This window comes from Amycolatopsis sp. NPDC049868, from assembly GCF_044461365.1.
Taxonomy (GTDB): domain Bacteria; phylum Actinomycetota; class Actinomycetes; order Mycobacteriales; family Pseudonocardiaceae; genus Amycolatopsis.
This window is the reverse complement of record NZ_JBITKV010000001.1, coordinates 1,452,979-1,468,880: the sequence shown is the minus strand read 5'-3', so window position 1 is coordinate 1,468,880 and position 15,902 is coordinate 1,452,979. Positions and strand designations below refer to the sequence as shown.

The window sequence follows — 15,902 nt, the reverse complement described above, 5'->3', positions numbered from 1 at the left end:
TGTGTCATCCCCTTCAGTTCTTGGTGTTGGCGATCGAGCGACGGGCGGCCTCGACGACTGCCTCCGCGGTGAAACCGAACTCACGGAACAGTGTGGCGGCGTCGGCCGACGCACCGAAGTGCTCGATCGAAACGTTCACCCCGGCGTCACCGGTGAAGCGGTGCCACGACTGGGCGATACCGGCTTCCACGGAGACACGTGCCTTGACCGACGGCGGGATGACCGAGTCCTTGTAGGACTGCTCCTGCGCGTCGAACCACTCGACACACGGCATCGAGACGACGCTCGCCGGGATGCCGTCGGCTTCGAGGGTCTTGCGGGCCTCGACGGCCAGCTGGACCTCGGAGCCGGTCGCGATCAGCACGACCTCGGGGCTGCCGTTGGACGCCTCGGCGAGGACGTAACCGCCCCGCTTGACGCCCTCGGCGCTGGTGCCCTCCAGCACCGGCACGTTCTGCCGGGTGAGCGCGAGACCCGACGGGTGGTGGACGTCCTCCAGGACGGCCTTCCACGCGTACGCGGTCTCGTTGGCGTCCGCCGGGCGGACGACGTTGAGGCCGGGGATCGCGCGCAGCGAGGAGAGCTGCTCGATCGGCTGGTGGGTGGGGCCGTCCTCGCCCAGGCCGATCGAGTCGTGCGTCCACACGTAGGTGACCGGCGCCTTCATCAGCGCGGCCAGCCGCACGGGCGGGCGCATGTAGTCGGAGAAGATCAGGAACGTCGCGCCGTAGGGGCGGGTGCCGCCGTGCAGCGCGATGCCGTTGAGGATCGAGCCCATCGCGTGCTCGCGGATGCCGAAGTGCAGCGTCCGGCCGTACGGGCTGGTCTTCCACATGTCGGTGGAAGCCTTCTCCGGGCCGAACGAGTCGGCCCCCTTCATGGTGGTGTTGTTGCTCTCCGCGAGGTCCGCGGAACCGCCCCACAGCTCGGGAAGCGGGTCGGCGAGGGCGTTGAGCACCTCACCGGAGGCCTTGCGGGTCGCGATGCCCTTGGCGTCCGGCTCCCACGTCGGCAGGTTGTCCGCGAAGCCCTCGGGCAGCGAGCGGGTGGCCATCCGGTCCGCGATCTTCTTGCGCTCCGGGTTGGCGGCGCCCCACGCCTCGAACTTCTCCTGCCATTCGGCGCGGGCGGTCTTGCCGCGGTCGACCGCCTGGCGAGTGTGCGCGATGACCTCGTCGTCGACCTGGAAGGTCCGCTCCGGGTCGAAGCCGAGGATCTCCTTGACCGCGGCGACCTCTTCGGCGCCGAGCGCGGCGCCATGGGCCTTGCCGGTGCCCATCTTCTTCGGCGCGGGGTACCCGATGACGGTCTTCAGCGCGATGAACGACGGGCGTTCGGTCTCGGCCTTCGCGGCCTTGATGGCCTCTTCGATCGCGACGACGTCCTCGCCACCCTCGACGACCTGGGTGTGCCACCCGTAGGCCTCGTAGCGCTTCACGACGTCCTCGGACAGCGCGATCTTGGTGTCGTCCTCGATCGAGATCTCGTTGTCGTCCCAGAAGACGATCAGGTTGCCCAGCTCCTGGCGGCCGGCGATCGAGGAGGCCTCGGCGGTGACGCCCTCTTCGATGTCACCGTCGGAGGCGACGACGTAGATGTAGTGGTCGAAGATGCTCTCGCCCTGCGGGGCGTCCGGGTCCAGCAGGCCGCGCTCGCGGCGGGCCGCCATCGCCATGCCGACCGCGTTGGCCAGGCCCTGTCCGAGCGGGCCGGTGGTGGTCTCGACGCCCTTGGTGTGGAGGTACTCCGGGTGACCCGGGGTCTTCGAGTCCCACTTGCGCAGCTGCTTCAGGTCTTCCAGCTCCAGGCCGAACCCGGCGAGGTACAGCTGGATGTAGAGGGTGAGGCTCGAGTGACCGGCGGAGAGGACGAAGCGGTCACGGGCGGGCCACTCGGGGTCCGCCGGGTCATGACGCAGCGTCCGCTGGAAGAGCGTGTACGCGAGCGGCGCCAGGCTCATCGCGGTGCCGGGGTGACCGCTGCCGCAGTTCTCGACCGCGTCCGCGGCGAGCACCCGCACGGTGTCGACGGCCCGCGTGTCGTTCTCGGTCCAGTCGGCGGGCACGTTGCGCCGGAGGAGTGGGTTCTTCTCGCTGGTAGAGGCGGTTTCGGACACTGAACTCGAACTCCCCGTCATCAGGTTGTGGCTTGTCTTCCCTCGTGGGTAACCCACGTGTACCGCTACTAATCTCAATCGATCCGGAAGGGACGATATTCCTGGTCCGGGCCGTTCGCATGGGCACGCCGCGAGCTACGGCGGCCAGCCTAATGGTTCGGCCGGTCGAGGACCCGCGATCACCCTCTGGAAACAGCACGTCTAACATCGGGGAAGGGTTCAGAACACTCCGGATCCGGGGCCGCCACATCACCCGGGAGCCTGGTGGACCCCGCCCCGAAAACTGACGCAGGGAGTGAAATGTCGTTGGTGAACGCTGCGCACGGACGCAGTGACAGCACCAGCGCCGTACATCCGACCGGTGAACGACCGCACGGTGGCCGGCGAACAATCCGCCAGGTCGTCGGCGCGTACGCCGCCCTCGCGAAGCCCAGGGTGATCGAGCTCCTCCTCGTCACCACGATCCCCGCGATGTTCCTGGCCGGACGGGAAATCCCGTCCCCGTGGCTGGTTCTCGCGACGCTCGTGGGCGGGACGATGGCCGCCGGCAGCGCCAACGCCTTGAACTGCGTCATCGACGCGGACATCGACAAGGTGATGAACCGCACGAAGCGCCGGCCGCTGGTGAAGGAATCCGTTCCCCGGCGCGGCGCGCTGATCTTCGGTCTCGTGCTCGGCGTCCTGTCGTTCGTCGTGCTCTATTTCACGGTGAACCTGCTCTCGGCGATCCTCGCGATCGTGACGATCCTCTTCTACATCTTCGTCTACACGCTGGTGTTGAAGCGGCGTACGTCACAGAACGTGGTCTGGGGCGGCGCCGCGGGCTGCATGCCGGTCGTCATCGGCTGGGCCGCCGTCACCGGCACCGTCGAGTGGCCCGCGTTCGTGATGTTCGGCGTCATCTTCTTCTGGACCCCGCCGCACACCTGGGCGCTGGGCATGAAGTACCGCGAGGACTACGAGCGCGCAGGCGTGCCGATGCTGCCGGTGGTCGCCACCCCGCAGCACGTGGCGCGGCAGATCGTCATCTACTCGTGGGTGATGGTCGCGTGGACGCTGCTGCTGGTCCCGGTGACGAGCTGGATCTACACGACGTTCGCCATCCTGGCGGGCGGCTGGTTCCTCTTCTACGCGCACAGCCTGAACGCGGCGGTGCGGCGTGGCGAGGAGACCAAGCCGATGTCGCTGTTCCACCGGTCGAACACGTACCTGATGATCGTGTTCGTCGCGCTGGCCGTCGACTCGGCCATCGGGTTGCCTGCCATCGGGCTGCCCTTCTAGACAGCCACGCTGAGGGGCCCGGCGGGGCTCGTGAGTGATCCGGGAACCACTCACGAGTCAGTTCGCCGGCTCAACCGGCGGCGATGATCTCCAGCTCGACCATCCAGTCGCTGGTGAGCGTTTGAGCCACGATCGCCGTCGTCGGCACGACACGACCGTTCAGGGCCTTCACCCGGGCGTCCGCGTTGGCGTCCGCGTACGAAGGGTCGCGCAGATAGCTCGTGATGCGCACGATGTTGTCCACCGTCATGTCCGCGGCGGCGAGAATGGCGCGTAGATTGGCCCAGATCAGGTTCAGCTGCTCGGCCAGGGTGGCGCCGGGAACGCCCCGCTCATCGAGCCCCATCGTGCCCGCGACGAAGAGCAGCCGCTCGGCTTGGCGCACCTCCATGGCGTGCACGTAATCCGCGGTGGCGGGATAGACGCCGGTGGTCGGGCTGTGTGGGACGGTCAGCATCGGGCGAACTCCTCGAACGGTGCCAGTGTGGGGTACGGCACCCAGAATCGAGGACTCGGCGGCGCGGGTATCGCTCCCACGCCGCCGAGTAACCCGAAGGAGGCAAGCGCTCAGCGGTTCGCGCCGCGCAATCCCGAGACCCGGCCCGGCATGGACCAGATGTACGAGAAACCGGTTCCCGCTGTGTGATCGAACGCGGCCTCGGACTCGTAGGACGCGAAGTCCAGGTGGTACAGCGAGTTCTCCGACTGCCGCGAGACGACCGTCGCCGATCCCTTGTAGAGCTTGACGGTCACCTCGCCCGTCACGCGTTCGCGCACGTCGTCGAAGAAGGAGTCGAGCGACACCCGCAGCGCCGAGAACCACTTGGCGTCGTACACCAGCTCCGCGTACTTCTTCGAGAGCAGGGCCTTGTATTGGAACAGGTCCCGCTCCAGCACCAGGTTTTCCAGTTCACGGTGTGCTTCGTAGAGGACCGCCGCCGCCGGGGCCTCGTACACGCCGCGCACCTTGATACCGACCAGACGGTTCTCCATGATGTCGATGCGGCCGATGCCGTGTGTGCCCGCCAGCTCGTTGAGGCGCTCGACAAGGGAGACCGCGTCGTACCGCACGCCGTCGATGGTGACCGGTGTGCCGGTTTCGAACCCGATGCGCACCAGCCGCGGCTCATCCGGCGCCGACTCCGCCGAGCGCGTGATGGTGTAGACCTCTTCCGGCGGGGCCAGCGAGATGTCGTCGAGCGGACCGCATTCCACGCTGGTTCCCCAGATGTTGGTGTCGCGGCTGTACGGGCTGGTCTTGAACGACGGCACCGAAAGGTCGTGTTCCTCCGCGAACGCGATCTGCTTCGCCCGGGTGATGAGATCCCACTCCATCACCGGTGCGATGACTTTCAGTTCCGGGTTCAGCGACACGATGCCCGAGTAGAAGCGGATCTGGTCGTTGCCCTTGCCCGTCGCGCCGTGCGCCACCGCCTGGGCGCCCTCCTCGGTGGCGATCTCGACCAAGCGTTTGGCGATGAGCGGCCTGCTCAGCGATGCCGCCATGTGATAGCGCGTCTCGAACACCGCGTCGGCGCGCAGGGCGCGGAACGCGAACTCCTCCAGGAACGGCCGCCGGAGATCTTCGACGTGTACCGACGTCGCGCCATTGGCCTTCGCTCGCGCTTCGACGTCGCCAAGATCTTCCACCTGGCCGATGTTCGCGCAGAATGCCACGACCTCGGCGTCGTACGTGCGCTGCAGCCACGCCAGTGCGAGTGATGTGTCGAGTCCACCCGAGTAGGCCAGCACGATCTTCATCTGATGCTCACTCCTTTGTGGCTAAGCTCTGGACAGCGAGGCGTCGAGGGAGGCGACTCGCCCGGTGCGCAAGAACTCGTCGAGCATCTTCCGGGTGTACAGGCGATCGCCCCATTCCTCGTCGGAGTGCGGTAAGGGGGCGCCGGTCCGGATGAGGTCGACCATTTCGTAGAACAGCAGCAACAGGTACGCGGCCGCTCGTTCGGTCAGTCCCTGTGGCGTCTCGCCCGGTGTGATCGGGAATCGCCTGACCTGGATGATCTGGCCCGCATCGATCTTGGTCACGATGTGGTGGCAGGTCACGCCGAATTCCGAGCATCCGTCGGCGAGTGCGAAATAGTAGCCGCCGACCCCGCGATAGCGCGGGGGCGAAGGGTGGAAGTTGACCGAACTTCTTCTTGTTCTCGACAGTAGTTCCGGAGTGAGCACGAGGTCGGCCTTGAAACAGAAGACGTGGTCGCCGGACCAGGTGTCCACGATTTCGGGTTTGGCATCACCGTGGTCCCAGAGCAGTATGTCGGTCTGCTCGAATACGTCTTTGAGGTAATTGGCCGCCAATTTGCTCCAGCGGGAGGTGTCGCCGATGAAGAGAACGCTCTCCTTGATCATTTTCCCCCAGTCTCGATATGGTCGGTTTTCGATGTTCGCGGAGAAATCCGCCCCAATTCACGGATCGGGGCGGATTCTCGGGCTGTCGGGTTAAGAGGTTCTCTCGGGGGACTCGACCTCGGTCGCCGGCTTTTCCGCGGCTTCCTCGGTCTTCGTCTTGACGGCACGGCCCTTGAAGATGAAGGCGACCCCGCAGACCACCGCGGCCACGGACAGCACGGTCAGCAGGTTGATCTCTTCGCCGAGGAACCACCAGCCGAGCATCACGGCCACCGCCGGGGTCACCAGCGTGTAGCTTGTCGCCAGCGCCGTCCGGACCTTGTGCAGCAAGTACATGTAGGCGCTGTAGGCGCCAAGCGAACCTGCCACCACCAAGTACGCCCATGCCCAGAGGGCGCCGGCGTCGGGCGCGGACGTGAACTTCTCGCCGAAGACGAAGAAGCCGATCACGGCGGTGATCGCACCGCCGGCCAGCATCTCGGCCGCGTACGCCATCGGGCCTTGCGGTAGCTCGACGTGCTGGCTCATGACCGAACCGATCGACCAGAACAGGGAGGCGGCGACGATGATGATCGCGCCCTTGGACGCACCGGAAATGCCGCCTTCGAGGTTCAGCAGGATCACGCCGACGAATCCGCAGACGATACCGATCACCTCGTACTGGTTCGGCCACCGGCGGGTGAAGGCGCCGGCGAGCAAAGCCGTCCAGATGGGCACGGTCGCGATACCGACGGAAGCGAGACCGCTCGTGATCGTCTGCTGGGCGATCGCGATGCTGCCCACGCAGCCGCACTGCATCAAGCCGCCGATGATCGAGCAGTTGAGCCACTGCTTGCCGGTGGGCAGCTTGTATCCGCGGATCAGCAGGAAGGCGAACAGGAGGAGCCCGGCAATCAGGAACCGCGCTCCTGTCATGAGGAACGGCGGCATGGTGGCCAGTGTCAGGTCGATCGCCAGATAAGTCGAGCCCCATACGATGTAGACGATGACCAGTGCCCCGATCACCACTGGTGTCAGGGACGACTGCTGCTTGGTACCGCTGCTCAATGTTCCACTCATTCTACTAGTGCTTCGGCGCCCCTGGTCGGGAACCGTCAGAGTTCGTCACGCAACTCCGGAACACGGCGATAGCCGAGGATGAGAATGTCGCGTACGGCGGATCGGCTCGTATCGGCCGGCTTGATCGGCGTGACGGCGTGAAGAACGTCCCGATCCGCCCAGAACATCGTGTCCATCCTCGATTCCAAGGCGAATTCGGCGATCTGCTCGCGTTCGTTGTCGTAGATCTTGGAAAGTCCGCCGGTGACATTCGTCCTCGACATCAGGTGGATCGCACCGAAGTCGATCTCGTCGCGGTGAATGCCTTCGGGTGTCGGTTCACCCAGCTCGTCCGGCCTGGCGATGATCCGGAACTGGTGACAGGCCACTTCCCACGCGTCGTCCGCATGCTCGTCCTTCGCGGGAAACTGGGCGTAGTTGAATTCGATGAGGGCGTTCATGAGAGGGTTCTTCACGGAGGTCTCCGTCACCGGATCGACCACGCGTTGGATACCGCCTGCATAGGAGTTCGCCATCTCCGACTGGAAATAGGGACGGTGGGCGAGCAGGCGGATACTGTGTTCGGCCGGGATATAGCAAAAGCGGCCATAGCGTCGCTCGCGGAAGCGGCCGCCGTTCTTCAGATAGTTGTCCGCACCGAGATTTTCCCATTCCGCGGCCAGTGTCGCCTCGTGCCTCCGCACCGCGGGATCCAACGGCAGATCCTCGGCACGGACGAGGGAATAGCCTTGTTCGCGCAGGTCGCCCTTGATGTCGACCGCCTCGAGTTCATTCAGCACACGTACCCCCAGTTCGACCGGCGAAGACCGGCCGAATTTTTGATGGTTTGCGGAATAGTGTTCAGTAATACGAGGTTCCAGCCGGCCGGCCGCGCCGCCGGTACGAGGTAGACTTCTCCAAGCGTCTCGCCAATAGCCCCAACTATTACGACCCCAGTGATTCGCCGACGCTCGGAAGCGTGTCAAGCTCGCGGATGATTATGGCAGAACGCGAGGTGGCGCGGCAAGCAGTTCATGGTCGTTCTCGGGGCCGGGCCTGCGATGTCGAATTTCGGAGTCGGCGCCCCGGAAAACTGACGTATGTGCAGTCCGCGGCGTGTTCGGCGAAGGTTCCGATGGTCGGCAGGGGATGTCGGCATGCGTGTCATGATCGGTGTTGCTCTTGGACGAAAATCGGAATTTCGTCGAGATTTTCTTTCATGGTGATATATGCCGTCGGCTTGGTACTTCGCATCGGCGTAAGGCGCGGAAAAGGGCGTGGCGCATACCGGTCGGCCGAACGGGAACGGGGCGCCGCCGGAATCGTCCTGGACAGGTGTGCTCGCGTGTCATAGCGTGATCGCCCGTGGTTTTCGTCGTGCGTCGAGCAGAAGCCCGTGATCTGCGGTCCATGAAGGATCTCGTCGACCGGTACTCCGGGACTGTCATGCTGGGGAAGGAACTGGCGACGTTCTACCGTGAGATGCCGGACTTCTTCGTTGTGGACGATGGCGGGGAACCGCTCGCCTGCGGTGCTTTGCACATTCGCTCCGAAGGGCTCGGCGAGATAGGCACGGTGGCCGTGCGGCCCGAACAGCACGGCCGGGGGATCGGGTCGCTGCTGATCCGGCGGCTGCTCGAGGAGGCCGCCGCGGCGGGTCTGCGGGACGTGTTCGTGTTGACCTTCGAGACAGGGTTCTTCGCTCGTCATGGCTTCCGGGTGCTCGCCGAGGAGCCGCAGCCGGTGTCGGTGGGCTGCGGCCGGATGGGGCTTCTCGCCGTGGACGACGCGTCGCTGTTCCTGGATTTGGGTCAGGCCAAGGTCAACACGCTCGGCAACACGAGGATGATGCTCACGCTTTGACGGCGCCGGACCCGTCCGGGACCTTGCCGCGACGTCGCAGAACCAGCACGACCCAGGCCGCGCCGGCACAGGCCAGCGACAGCGAAAGCCACGGCAACGCGGGGAGTCCGGCGCGCTCGGACACGTCCACCAGCAGACCGGACAACGCGGTCCCGGCCGCACCCCCGACACCGGAAGCGGTGCCGGCTACGCCGATGGCGGTTCCGCTGAGGCCGCTCCGGACGTAGGAGACCGCCAGATCGCTCGACACGGGGAAGGCGACCGCGCAACCCACGGACAGGACGACGGTCGACGAAAGCATCGGGATCATGGTCAGCAAAAGGTGGGGAATCGCCGCCGGGGTCATGCTCTCGACAGGCGCGGCGGAGGTCTGCCATGTCGCGCTCAGCGCCGGCATGACGAAGGACAAGGCGCACAGCACGAGGCCGATGGACAGCGTCCTCACCGCCCCGAACCGGGTTACGAAGAATTGCGTGAGCGGCACGCTGCAGGTCAGGCCGATCACCGTGTTGACGATGAAGACCAGGCTGATCGCGGCGGCGGACCCGGTCACCCGCTCGACTTCGAGCGGGATCAGGAGATAGAGCTGGTTGAAGGCGACGTAGAGACCTGATGCGGCGATGGTGTAGACCACGAAACCCGGCGTGGACAGCACTTCCCGCCAGTCGCGCAGCACGGACTGTCGCGCCGGTTCGGGTGGTTGCGGCGGGAGCAGCAACGCCTGCCCGACGGTCAGGAGGGCGAACACCGCGGCCGCCACGACCGCTACGGCGGAGAAATCGACCAGAAGCAGCGCGCTGCCGAGCAAGGGGCCGAGGAGGGCACCCGCGTTGTGAGCCGCGCTGTAGAGCGCGTAAGCGGTCAGCCGTCGCTCCTCCTCGACGGCCCGGGTGAGGTAGGTGCGGGCCGCGGGGCCGAACAGCGCGCCGGCGAGTCCGGTCAGCACCGACGCCACCAGTATCGCCGGGAGGCTCTCCACGAAGGCGAACATGCCGAACCCCACCGTGCGGAGCGCACAGCCGAGGAGAATGAGCCCACGTGGTCCGAGCCGGTCCGCCGCGGATCCGCTGACCAACGTCATTCCCTGCTGGCTCAAGGATCGGACGGCGATGACGAGCCCGACCGCGGCGACGGCGAGCCCGAGGTCGCCAAGGTGGGCCGCGAGATGCGGGATGATCAGATAGAACCCGAGATTCACGCCGAAGTTGTTGATCAACAGCAAGCGCACGGGCATGCTCATGGAAAGGAATGTGCGCGTCGTCCGCACGTCAATCGACGCCGTTCGTCCGCATACCTGACCCCCCAGGTGACATGGCGCACTGACCGACCCCGAGCCGCGCGCGAGGGCACGATAGCAGCCGGTCACCTTGGCGACAAAGTCCCACGGCGGGGGGCGACGCCGGCACGTCGGTGGTCAGCGCGGCGAAGCGGCCGGACGGGAATGCGAGAATGGCCGGCGTCGTTGTACTTCGTTCGGCCCCTGTCCCACCTCTCGAAAGCAGGTCGCATTTGTCCGTGTCCCCGGACCGGGAACTCGACGCGCTCGAGCAGGACGTCGCGCTCGAGCAGCAGTACGTCACCACCCTCTACCGCAAGCTCGACACCGAACGCGTCGACGCGCAGCGCAGGCTCGACGAGACGCTGCGCCAGACCGGCGGCACCCCGCAGGCACGCACCGAACGCGACGTCGCCACGACGCTGTACACCGACAGGCTGTCCCAGCTGAGTTCCGTCGAGCAGGGCCTGTGCTTCGGCCGCCTCGACTTCCTGCCGGACCACGCGGAGGAGACCACCTACATCGGACGGCTCGGGCTGTTCGACGAGGACGACGACTACCGCCCGCTGCTGGTCGACTGGCGCGCGCCGGTCGCGCGGCCTTTCTACCTCGCCACCGCCGCCTCGCCCGAAGGTGTCCGGCGGCGTCGCCACATCCGGTCGCTGAGCCGGAAGGTCGTCGGCGTCGACGACGAGATCCTCGACCTCTCCGCCGCCGACCAAGGGCAGGACCTCGGGCTCGCGGGCGAGGCGGCGCTGCTGGCCGCGCTGGAGCGCCGCCGCACCGGCGAGATGAGCGACATCGTCGCCACCATCCAGGCCGAGCAGGACCGCATCATCCGCGCGTCGCCGAACGGGGTCCTGGTGGTCCAGGGCGGACCGGGCACCGGCAAGACCGCCGTCGCGCTGCACCGCGCGGCGTACCTGCTCTACACGCATCGCCAGCAGCTCACCACGCGCGGCGTGCTGGTGGTCGGGCCGAACAGCACGTTCCTCCGCTACATCGGGCAGGTCCTGCCGTCGCTGGGCGAGACCGGGGTGCTGCTGGCCACGATCGGGCAGCTGTACCCGGGCCTGGACGCCACCGGGCCGGTCACCCGCGAGGCCGCCGAGATCAAGGGGCGTCCGGTGATGGCCGACGTGCTCGCCAACGCGGTCCGGGACCGTCAGCGGGTGCCGGAGCCGGTGCTGGAGATCGAGTTCGAGCGCGAGATCCTCATGCTCGACCGCAAGACCTGTACCGAGGCGCGGACGAGGGCCCGCCGGTCGCGCCGTCCGCACAATCTCGCCCGGCGGATCTTCGTCTCGGACCTGCTCGACGCGCTGACCCGGCAGGCCGCCCGCAAACTGGGGGAGGACCTCCTCGACGCGCGGGACGTCCAGGACATCCGGGCCGAGGTCGCCGCGGACAAGAACGTGGCCGCCGCGATCAACGGCCTGTGGCCGAAACTCACCCCGGAGATCGTGCTCGACGAGCTGTTCGCCGACCGCGAACGGCTCCGCAGCGCGGCAGGGAAAGCCTTGTCGGACACCGATCGTGAACATCTCCACAGCCCCACGGACACGAAGTGGAGCCCGTCCGACGTCCCGTTGCTCGACGAACTCGCCGAGCTGCTCGGCGAGGACGACACCGACGCCCGTGCCGAGGCCGCGCGCCGCGAGCGGGAGGACCGCGCCTACGCGGAAGGCGTGCTCGACATCCTCGAACAGGACGAGGAGATCGTCGACGAGGAACTGCTGCGGGTGGGCGACGTCCTCGACGCCGAACTGTTCGCCGAACGGCAGCAGCGCCGCAGCGAGATGACCGCGGCACAGCGGGCCGCCCAGGACCGGACCTGGACCTTCGGGCACGTGATCGTCGACGAGGCGCAGGAACTGACCGCGATGGACTGGCGGCTGCTGATGCGCCGGTCGCCGAACCGGTCGATGACCCTGGTCGGCGATGTCGCACAGACGGGTGCGGCCGGTGGGGCGAAGTCGTGGGGAGAGGTGCTTTCGCCGTACGTCGCCGACCGCTGGCGGCTCGAAGAACTGACGGTGAACTACCGGACCCCGGCGGAGATCATGGCCGTCGCGTCCCGGGTGCTCGCCGACGTCAACCCGGAGCTGGAGGCGCCGGTTTCGGTGCGGGAGACGGGTTTCGAGCCTTGGCTGCGTGCGGTGGACCCGGCGGATCTCACCGCGGAACTGCCCGGTCTCGTCGACGCCGAACTGTCCGCGGTGGACGGTGGGACGGTCGCGGTGCTGTGCCCCTCGTCCTTGGTCCCGACGCTTTCGGAGACGCTCGGCGAGTCGGGGGACCGGGTGTCGGTGATGCCGGTCGAGCGGGCGAAGGGCCTGGAGTTCGATTCGGTCCTGCTGGTCGCCCCCGACGAGGTCGTCGCCGAGTCGCCGCGCGGGCTCAACGATCTTTATGTGGCCCTGACCAGGGCGACCCGGCGGATGGGCGTAGTGCAGACAGGTGAGCTTGTTCCCGCGCTGGAGGGTCTTGGCTAAGGTCGGCCGCATGCGCACATTCGGCAAGATCGTGGTCATCGGCGCGGGCGTCCTCGCCCTGGCGGCCTGTGGCGAGAAACAGAACACCGCAGGTTCGGCTCAGACCTCCGGCGCGGCCCCCGCGTCGGCGGCGTCGTCGGCTCCCGCCGCCCCGAAGGGCAAGGAATGCACGGCCGAGGACGTGAAGACCACCGGGAAGTTCGGCGAGGCGCCGACCATCACCATCCCGGACGACTGCGACCCGCCGAAGAAGCTCATCACCAAGGACCTCGAGCCCGGCACCGGTGAGGGCGCCAAGGCCGGCGCGAACCTGAAGATGAACTATTCGCTGGTCACCTGGTCCAACAAGCAGAAGCTGGACAGCTCGTTCGACCGGGGCGAGCCGTTCGAGCTGACCCTCGGCGCCGGCAAGGTCATCCAGGGCTGGGACCAGGGCCTCGAAGGGATCAAGCAGGGTGCGCGGCGGCTGCTGATCATCCCGCCGGACCTCGGCTACGGCCAGGGCGGGAACGGTATCGAGCCGAACGAGACGCTGGTCTTCGTGACCGACGCGGTGAGCGTCCCGACCGACAAGGGCTGATGGGCTGAAGTCCGTGAAGGCCTCCTTCCCTGCCATGAGAGCAGGTAAGGAGGCCTTCACGGCGTCCTGATCAGCCGACGTACTCCCAGGTCAGGAGAGTGACCTCCAGTCCCTTCTCGACCTTGGTCTCTGGCGGCAGATCGGTCAGGGCGTAGCCGACGCGGCGGGCGACGGCCTGGCTCGCGGCGTTCTCGGCGTCGATCTTCAGCCGGAGCGGTCCGAGCCCGAGCTCCAGCGCGTGCTCGGTGACGACCCGCAGCGACCGCGCCGCCAGATCCCGCCCGCGGTGGGCGGGACCGACGGCGTAGCCGAGTTCGGCGGGGCTTGAGGGACCGTCGTTCAGGAACAGCACCACCTCGCCGAGCGGCTCGCCGCCGTCGGCCGTGATGGCCAGCCGCAGCCCCGTGCCCTCGGAGCGGCGGGTGACGTACTTCGCGTAGTGCGCCTTCGCCGCCACCTCGTCGAACGGGGAGGGCAGCGGCGTGAACCGCGCGACGGCGGGATTGTCGAACAGTCCCGGCATGAACGCGATGTCGTCTTCGACCCAGTCCCGCAGGACGAGCCCTTCACCGGTGAGCCGGACCTCCTCCGGCCAGAGCGCCGTCACGGGATCAGCAGGAGCTTGCCGGTGGTGCGACGGCCCTGGAGGTCTTCGTGCGCCTGGCGGGCGTCGGCCAGCGGGTAACGGCCGCCGATCCGGATGTTCAGCGAGCCGTCTCCGACGGCGGCGAACAGCTCGTTCACGCGCCACTCCAGGTCCTCACGCGTGAGGACGTAGTGCGCGGAGGTCGGGCGGGTGAGGTACACCGAGCCGCTGCGGTTGAGCAGCTGCGGGTCGATCGGCGGCACCGGGCCGCTGGCCGCGCCGTAGAGGGCGAGCAGGCCGCGGATCTTCAGGCTCGCCAGGCTGCCGTCCACAGTGGACTTTCCGACGCCGTCGTAGACGACCTCGACCCCCTTGCCGCCGGTGAGGTCGCGGGCGGCCTTGGCGAAGTCGACCTGGTCGTAGCGGATGACGTCATCCGCGCCCGCCTGCTTGGCGAGTTCGGCCTTCTCGTCGGTGGAGACGGTGCCGATCACCCGGGCACCGCGTGCCTTGGCCAGCTGGACCAGCAGCAGGCCCATCCCGCCCGCCGCGGCGTGGATCAGCACGTCGTCCCCGGCTTTGACCTCGTAGGTCGAGGCGATCAGCGCGTGCGCGGTGATCCCCTGGAGCATCGTGGCGGCGGCGGTCTCCTCGGACACACCGTCCGGGATCTTCACCGCGATGGTGGCGGGGACCAGCCGGCGCTGGGCGTAGCTGCCCAGCGAGCCCTGCCAGGCGACCCGGTCGCCGACGGCGAAACCGGTCACGTCCGCGCCGACCGCGGCCACCGTGCCCGCACCCTCCATACCCAGGATGAACGGTGTGTCGACCGGGTAGATGCCCTCGCGGTGGTAGGTGTCGATGTAGTTGACGCCCGCCGCCGCGACGTCCACGAGCAGTTCGCCCGAACCGGGTTCGCCGACCTCGACTTCGGACAGTTCAAGGACTTCGGGTCCGCCGGTTCGCCGGATCTGCACTGCCGTGGGCATACATCCTCCTCGTTCAAGGTCGTTCCGACCGGGACAACTATGGCCGACGCCACGGTTATTCCGCGTCCCGGGCTTTTCGCGGTTAAGCTCTGGCCGTGGCTGAGACCGAAGAGAAGACCGAGACCGCCGCCCCGACGTCGCGCCAGGTCGCGGCCGCCCGCGATTTCGTGAAGCGGCACGGGAAGCCGTCGCGCGCGGTGGTGGAGAACATCGGCCGGGTCGGCGCGCGGGTCGTGCTCGTGGGCGCCGACGGCGCGCTCGGCGACGTCGTCGTTCCCTCCGTGGAGACGGGCGAGGCGCTGGTCGAGGCCGTCGAGGACCTCGAACCCGCCGAGTGGGACAGCGAGACCGTGAAGGCCACCAAGATCGGCGCCGAGCACCGCCGCCGGATGGCGGGGAAGTGAGCGGCTCCGCGATCTTCGTCGCCTGCTCCACGCTGCCGGAAGGCGACGGCGACGAGCACGCCGTTCCCGAAGCGCTCGCCGACCTCGGTTTCAAGACCCGCTGGGCCGCCTGGGACGACACGACCGTCGACTTCGGCGCCGCGGACATCGTCGTGCTGCGCGCCACCTGGGATTACGCCGAGCGCCACGACGAGTTCCTGTCCTGGACCGAATCCGTGCCGGCGCTGTCCAATTCGGCCGAAGTCGTGCGCTGGAACAGCGACAAGTCCTATCTGGCCGAACTCGGAGACGCCGGGGTCGCGGTCGTGCCGACGACCCTGATCGCGCCGGACGAGAAGGCCCCGCGCTGGCCCAAGGGCGAGTTCGTGCTGAAGCCCGCGATCGGTTCCGGTTCGCGAGGCGCGGGCCGGTTCACCGCGGGCGACGCGGCCGCCGCCCACCTATCCGGGCTGCAGGCCGACGGGAACACCGTCCTGCTCCAGCCGTATCAGTCCCGTGTGGACAGTGACGGTGAGATCGCTCTGGTGTACTTCGGCGGCGTGTACTCGCACGCGTTCTCGAAGGCCGCGATGCTGGGCCGGGAACTCGACGAATCCGGGCTGTACGTGACGGAAAGCCTCGCGCCCGTGCAGCCGGCCGCGGGATTCCGAGCGCTGGCCGAAGACGCTTTGGACGCGACGGCGGCGCTGCTGGGCATCCTGCGCGCGGAACTGCTCTACGCCCGCGTGGACCTCGTCGCCGGGCCGGACGGCAGGCCGCTGCTGCTGGAACTGGAGCTCGTCGAACCCTCGCTCGGGTTCCGGCAGACCGATGCCGCCGCGGCCTGGCGTTTCGCGTCGGCTGTTCGTCAGCAACTCGCCTGACGCAATGCTATGAACGGGACGTTCCTTGCAAATTTTGCAAG

15 protein-coding genes are annotated in these 15,902 nt (G+C 67.5%); 6 read left to right on the top strand and 9 right to left on the bottom strand.

Annotated features, from left to right (window positions below):
* Positions 1-13: 13 nt before the first annotated feature.
* On the bottom strand, positions 14-2,116 hold the full coding sequence (gene tkt, locus ACIBTM_RS06985) for a transketolase (protein ID WP_395875598.1): 2,103 nt from the start codon (positions 2,114-2,116) through the stop codon (positions 14-16).
* A gap of 300 nt (positions 2,117-2,416) precedes the next feature.
* Here tkt and ACIBTM_RS06980 point away from each other — a divergent pair, with 300 nt between their 5' ends.
* The gene (locus ACIBTM_RS06980; protein WP_016333153.1) at positions 2,417-3,397 is read left to right on the top strand and encodes a heme o synthase; all 981 of its coding nucleotides are present in this window, start codon (positions 2,417-2,419) and stop codon (positions 3,395-3,397) included.
* Positions 3,398-3,467: 70 nt separating this feature from the next.
* Here ACIBTM_RS06980 and ACIBTM_RS06975 read toward each other — a convergent pair whose 3' ends face one another.
* The 5 genes from ACIBTM_RS06975 to ACIBTM_RS06955 all read right to left on the bottom strand — a co-directional run bounded on the left by ACIBTM_RS06975 (position 3,468) and on the right by ACIBTM_RS06955 (position 7,605).
* A complete protein-coding gene (locus ACIBTM_RS06975; protein WP_395875597.1) occupies positions 3,468-3,854 on the bottom strand; it encodes a RidA family protein in 387 nt (128 codons plus the stop codon).
* Positions 3,855-3,964: 110 nt separating this feature from the next.
* Positions 3,965-5,158 carry an argininosuccinate synthase gene (locus ACIBTM_RS06970; protein ID WP_395875596.1) on the bottom strand — a complete coding sequence of 398 codons (1,194 nt, stop codon included), beginning with the start codon at positions 5,156-5,158 and terminating at the stop codon, positions 3,965-3,967.
* Between the two features lie 21 nt (positions 5,159-5,179).
* Positions 5,180-5,767, bottom strand: a complete 588-nt coding sequence (locus tag ACIBTM_RS06965; protein ID WP_395875595.1) for a formyltransferase family protein — start codon at positions 5,765-5,767, stop codon at positions 5,180-5,182.
* Positions 5,768-5,857: 90 nt separating this feature from the next.
* Positions 5,858-6,826, bottom strand: coding sequence for a drug/metabolite exporter YedA (yedA, locus tag ACIBTM_RS06960; RefSeq protein ID WP_395875594.1), 969 nt, complete (start codon positions 6,824-6,826; stop codon positions 5,858-5,860).
* Between the two features lie 35 nt (positions 6,827-6,861).
* Positions 6,862-7,605 carry a 2OG-Fe dioxygenase family protein gene (locus tag ACIBTM_RS06955; protein WP_395875593.1) on the bottom strand — a complete coding sequence of 248 codons (744 nt, stop codon included), beginning with the start codon at positions 7,603-7,605 and terminating at the stop codon, positions 6,862-6,864.
* Positions 7,606-8,215: 610 nt separating this feature from the next.
* Between ACIBTM_RS06955 and ACIBTM_RS06950 the strand changes: the two genes are divergently transcribed.
* Complete coding sequence (locus tag ACIBTM_RS06950) at positions 8,216-8,668, top strand: GNAT family N-acetyltransferase (RefSeq protein ID WP_395875592.1); 453 nt, start codon at positions 8,216-8,218, stop codon at positions 8,666-8,668.
* Here the strand turns inward: ACIBTM_RS06950 and ACIBTM_RS06945 are convergent.
* The gene (locus ACIBTM_RS06945; RefSeq protein ID WP_395875591.1) at positions 8,658-9,908 is read right to left on the bottom strand and encodes an MFS transporter; all 1,251 of its coding nucleotides are present in this window, start codon (positions 9,906-9,908) and stop codon (positions 8,658-8,660) included. The genes ACIBTM_RS06950 and ACIBTM_RS06945 overlap by 11 nt on opposite strands.
* Positions 9,909-10,183: 275 nt before the next feature.
* On the opposite strand from ACIBTM_RS06945, the gene ACIBTM_RS06940 reads away from it, so the two are divergent.
* Entirely contained in the window at positions 10,184-12,439 is a 2,256-nt protein-coding gene (locus ACIBTM_RS06940) for a HelD family protein (protein ID WP_395875811.1), read from the top strand.
* Positions 12,440-12,449: 10 nt separating this feature from the next.
* Positions 12,450-13,019: an FKBP-type peptidyl-prolyl cis-trans isomerase gene (locus ACIBTM_RS06935; protein WP_395875590.1), complete on the top strand. Its 570-nt coding sequence runs from the start codon at positions 12,450-12,452 to the stop codon at positions 13,017-13,019.
* A 70-nt stretch (positions 13,020-13,089) separates the two neighbouring features.
* On the opposite strand, the gene ACIBTM_RS06930 is transcribed toward ACIBTM_RS06935, so the two are convergent.
* On the bottom strand, positions 13,090-13,626 hold the full coding sequence (locus ACIBTM_RS06930) for a GNAT family N-acetyltransferase (protein WP_395875589.1): 537 nt from the start codon (positions 13,624-13,626) through the stop codon (positions 13,090-13,092).
* On the bottom strand, positions 13,623-14,594 hold the full coding sequence (locus ACIBTM_RS06925) for a quinone oxidoreductase family protein (protein WP_395875588.1): 972 nt from the start codon (positions 14,592-14,594) through the stop codon (positions 13,623-13,625). Before ACIBTM_RS06925 ends, ACIBTM_RS06930 begins: the two co-directional genes overlap by 4 nt.
* A 95-nt stretch (positions 14,595-14,689) precedes the next feature.
* On the opposite strand from ACIBTM_RS06925, the gene ACIBTM_RS06920 reads away from it, so the two are divergent.
* Positions 14,690-14,998 (top strand): hypothetical protein, encoded by a 309-nt coding sequence (locus ACIBTM_RS06920; RefSeq protein WP_395875587.1) that lies wholly within the window; start codon positions 14,690-14,692, stop codon positions 14,996-14,998.
* Positions 14,995-15,861: a RimK family alpha-L-glutamate ligase gene (locus tag ACIBTM_RS06915; protein ID WP_395875586.1), complete on the top strand. Its 867-nt coding sequence runs from the start codon at positions 14,995-14,997 to the stop codon at positions 15,859-15,861. Before ACIBTM_RS06920 ends, ACIBTM_RS06915 begins: the two co-directional genes overlap by 4 nt.
* Positions 15,862-15,902 lie beyond the last annotated feature (41 nt).

Coding starts and splice junctions, on each gene's coding strand:
- ACIBTM_RS06980 (WP_016333153.1), top strand. CDS start 2,417: ATGTCGTTGGTGAACGCTGCGCACGGACGCAGTGACAGCACCAGCGCC.
- ACIBTM_RS06975 (WP_395875597.1), bottom strand. CDS start 3,854: ATGCTGACCGTCCCACACAGCCCGACCACCGGCGTCTATCCCGCCACC.
- ACIBTM_RS06970 (WP_395875596.1), bottom strand. CDS start 5,158: ATGAAGATCGTGCTGGCCTACTCGGGTGGACTCGACACATCACTCGCA.
- ACIBTM_RS06965 (WP_395875595.1), bottom strand. CDS start 5,767: ATGATCAAGGAGAGCGTTCTCTTCATCGGCGACACCTCCCGCTGGAGC.
- yedA (WP_395875594.1), bottom strand. CDS start 6,826: ATGAGTGGAACATTGAGCAGCGGTACCAAGCAGCAGTCGTCCCTGACA.
- ACIBTM_RS06950 (WP_395875592.1), top strand. CDS start 8,216: ATGAAGGATCTCGTCGACCGGTACTCCGGGACTGTCATGCTGGGGAAG.
- ACIBTM_RS06945 (WP_395875591.1), bottom strand. CDS start 9,908: ATGAGCATGCCCGTGCGCTTGCTGTTGATCAACAACTTCGGCGTGAAT.
- ACIBTM_RS06935 (WP_395875590.1), top strand. CDS start 12,450: ATGCGCACATTCGGCAAGATCGTGGTCATCGGCGCGGGCGTCCTCGCC.
- ACIBTM_RS06925 (WP_395875588.1), bottom strand. CDS start 14,594: ATGCCCACGGCAGTGCAGATCCGGCGAACCGGCGGACCCGAAGTCCTT.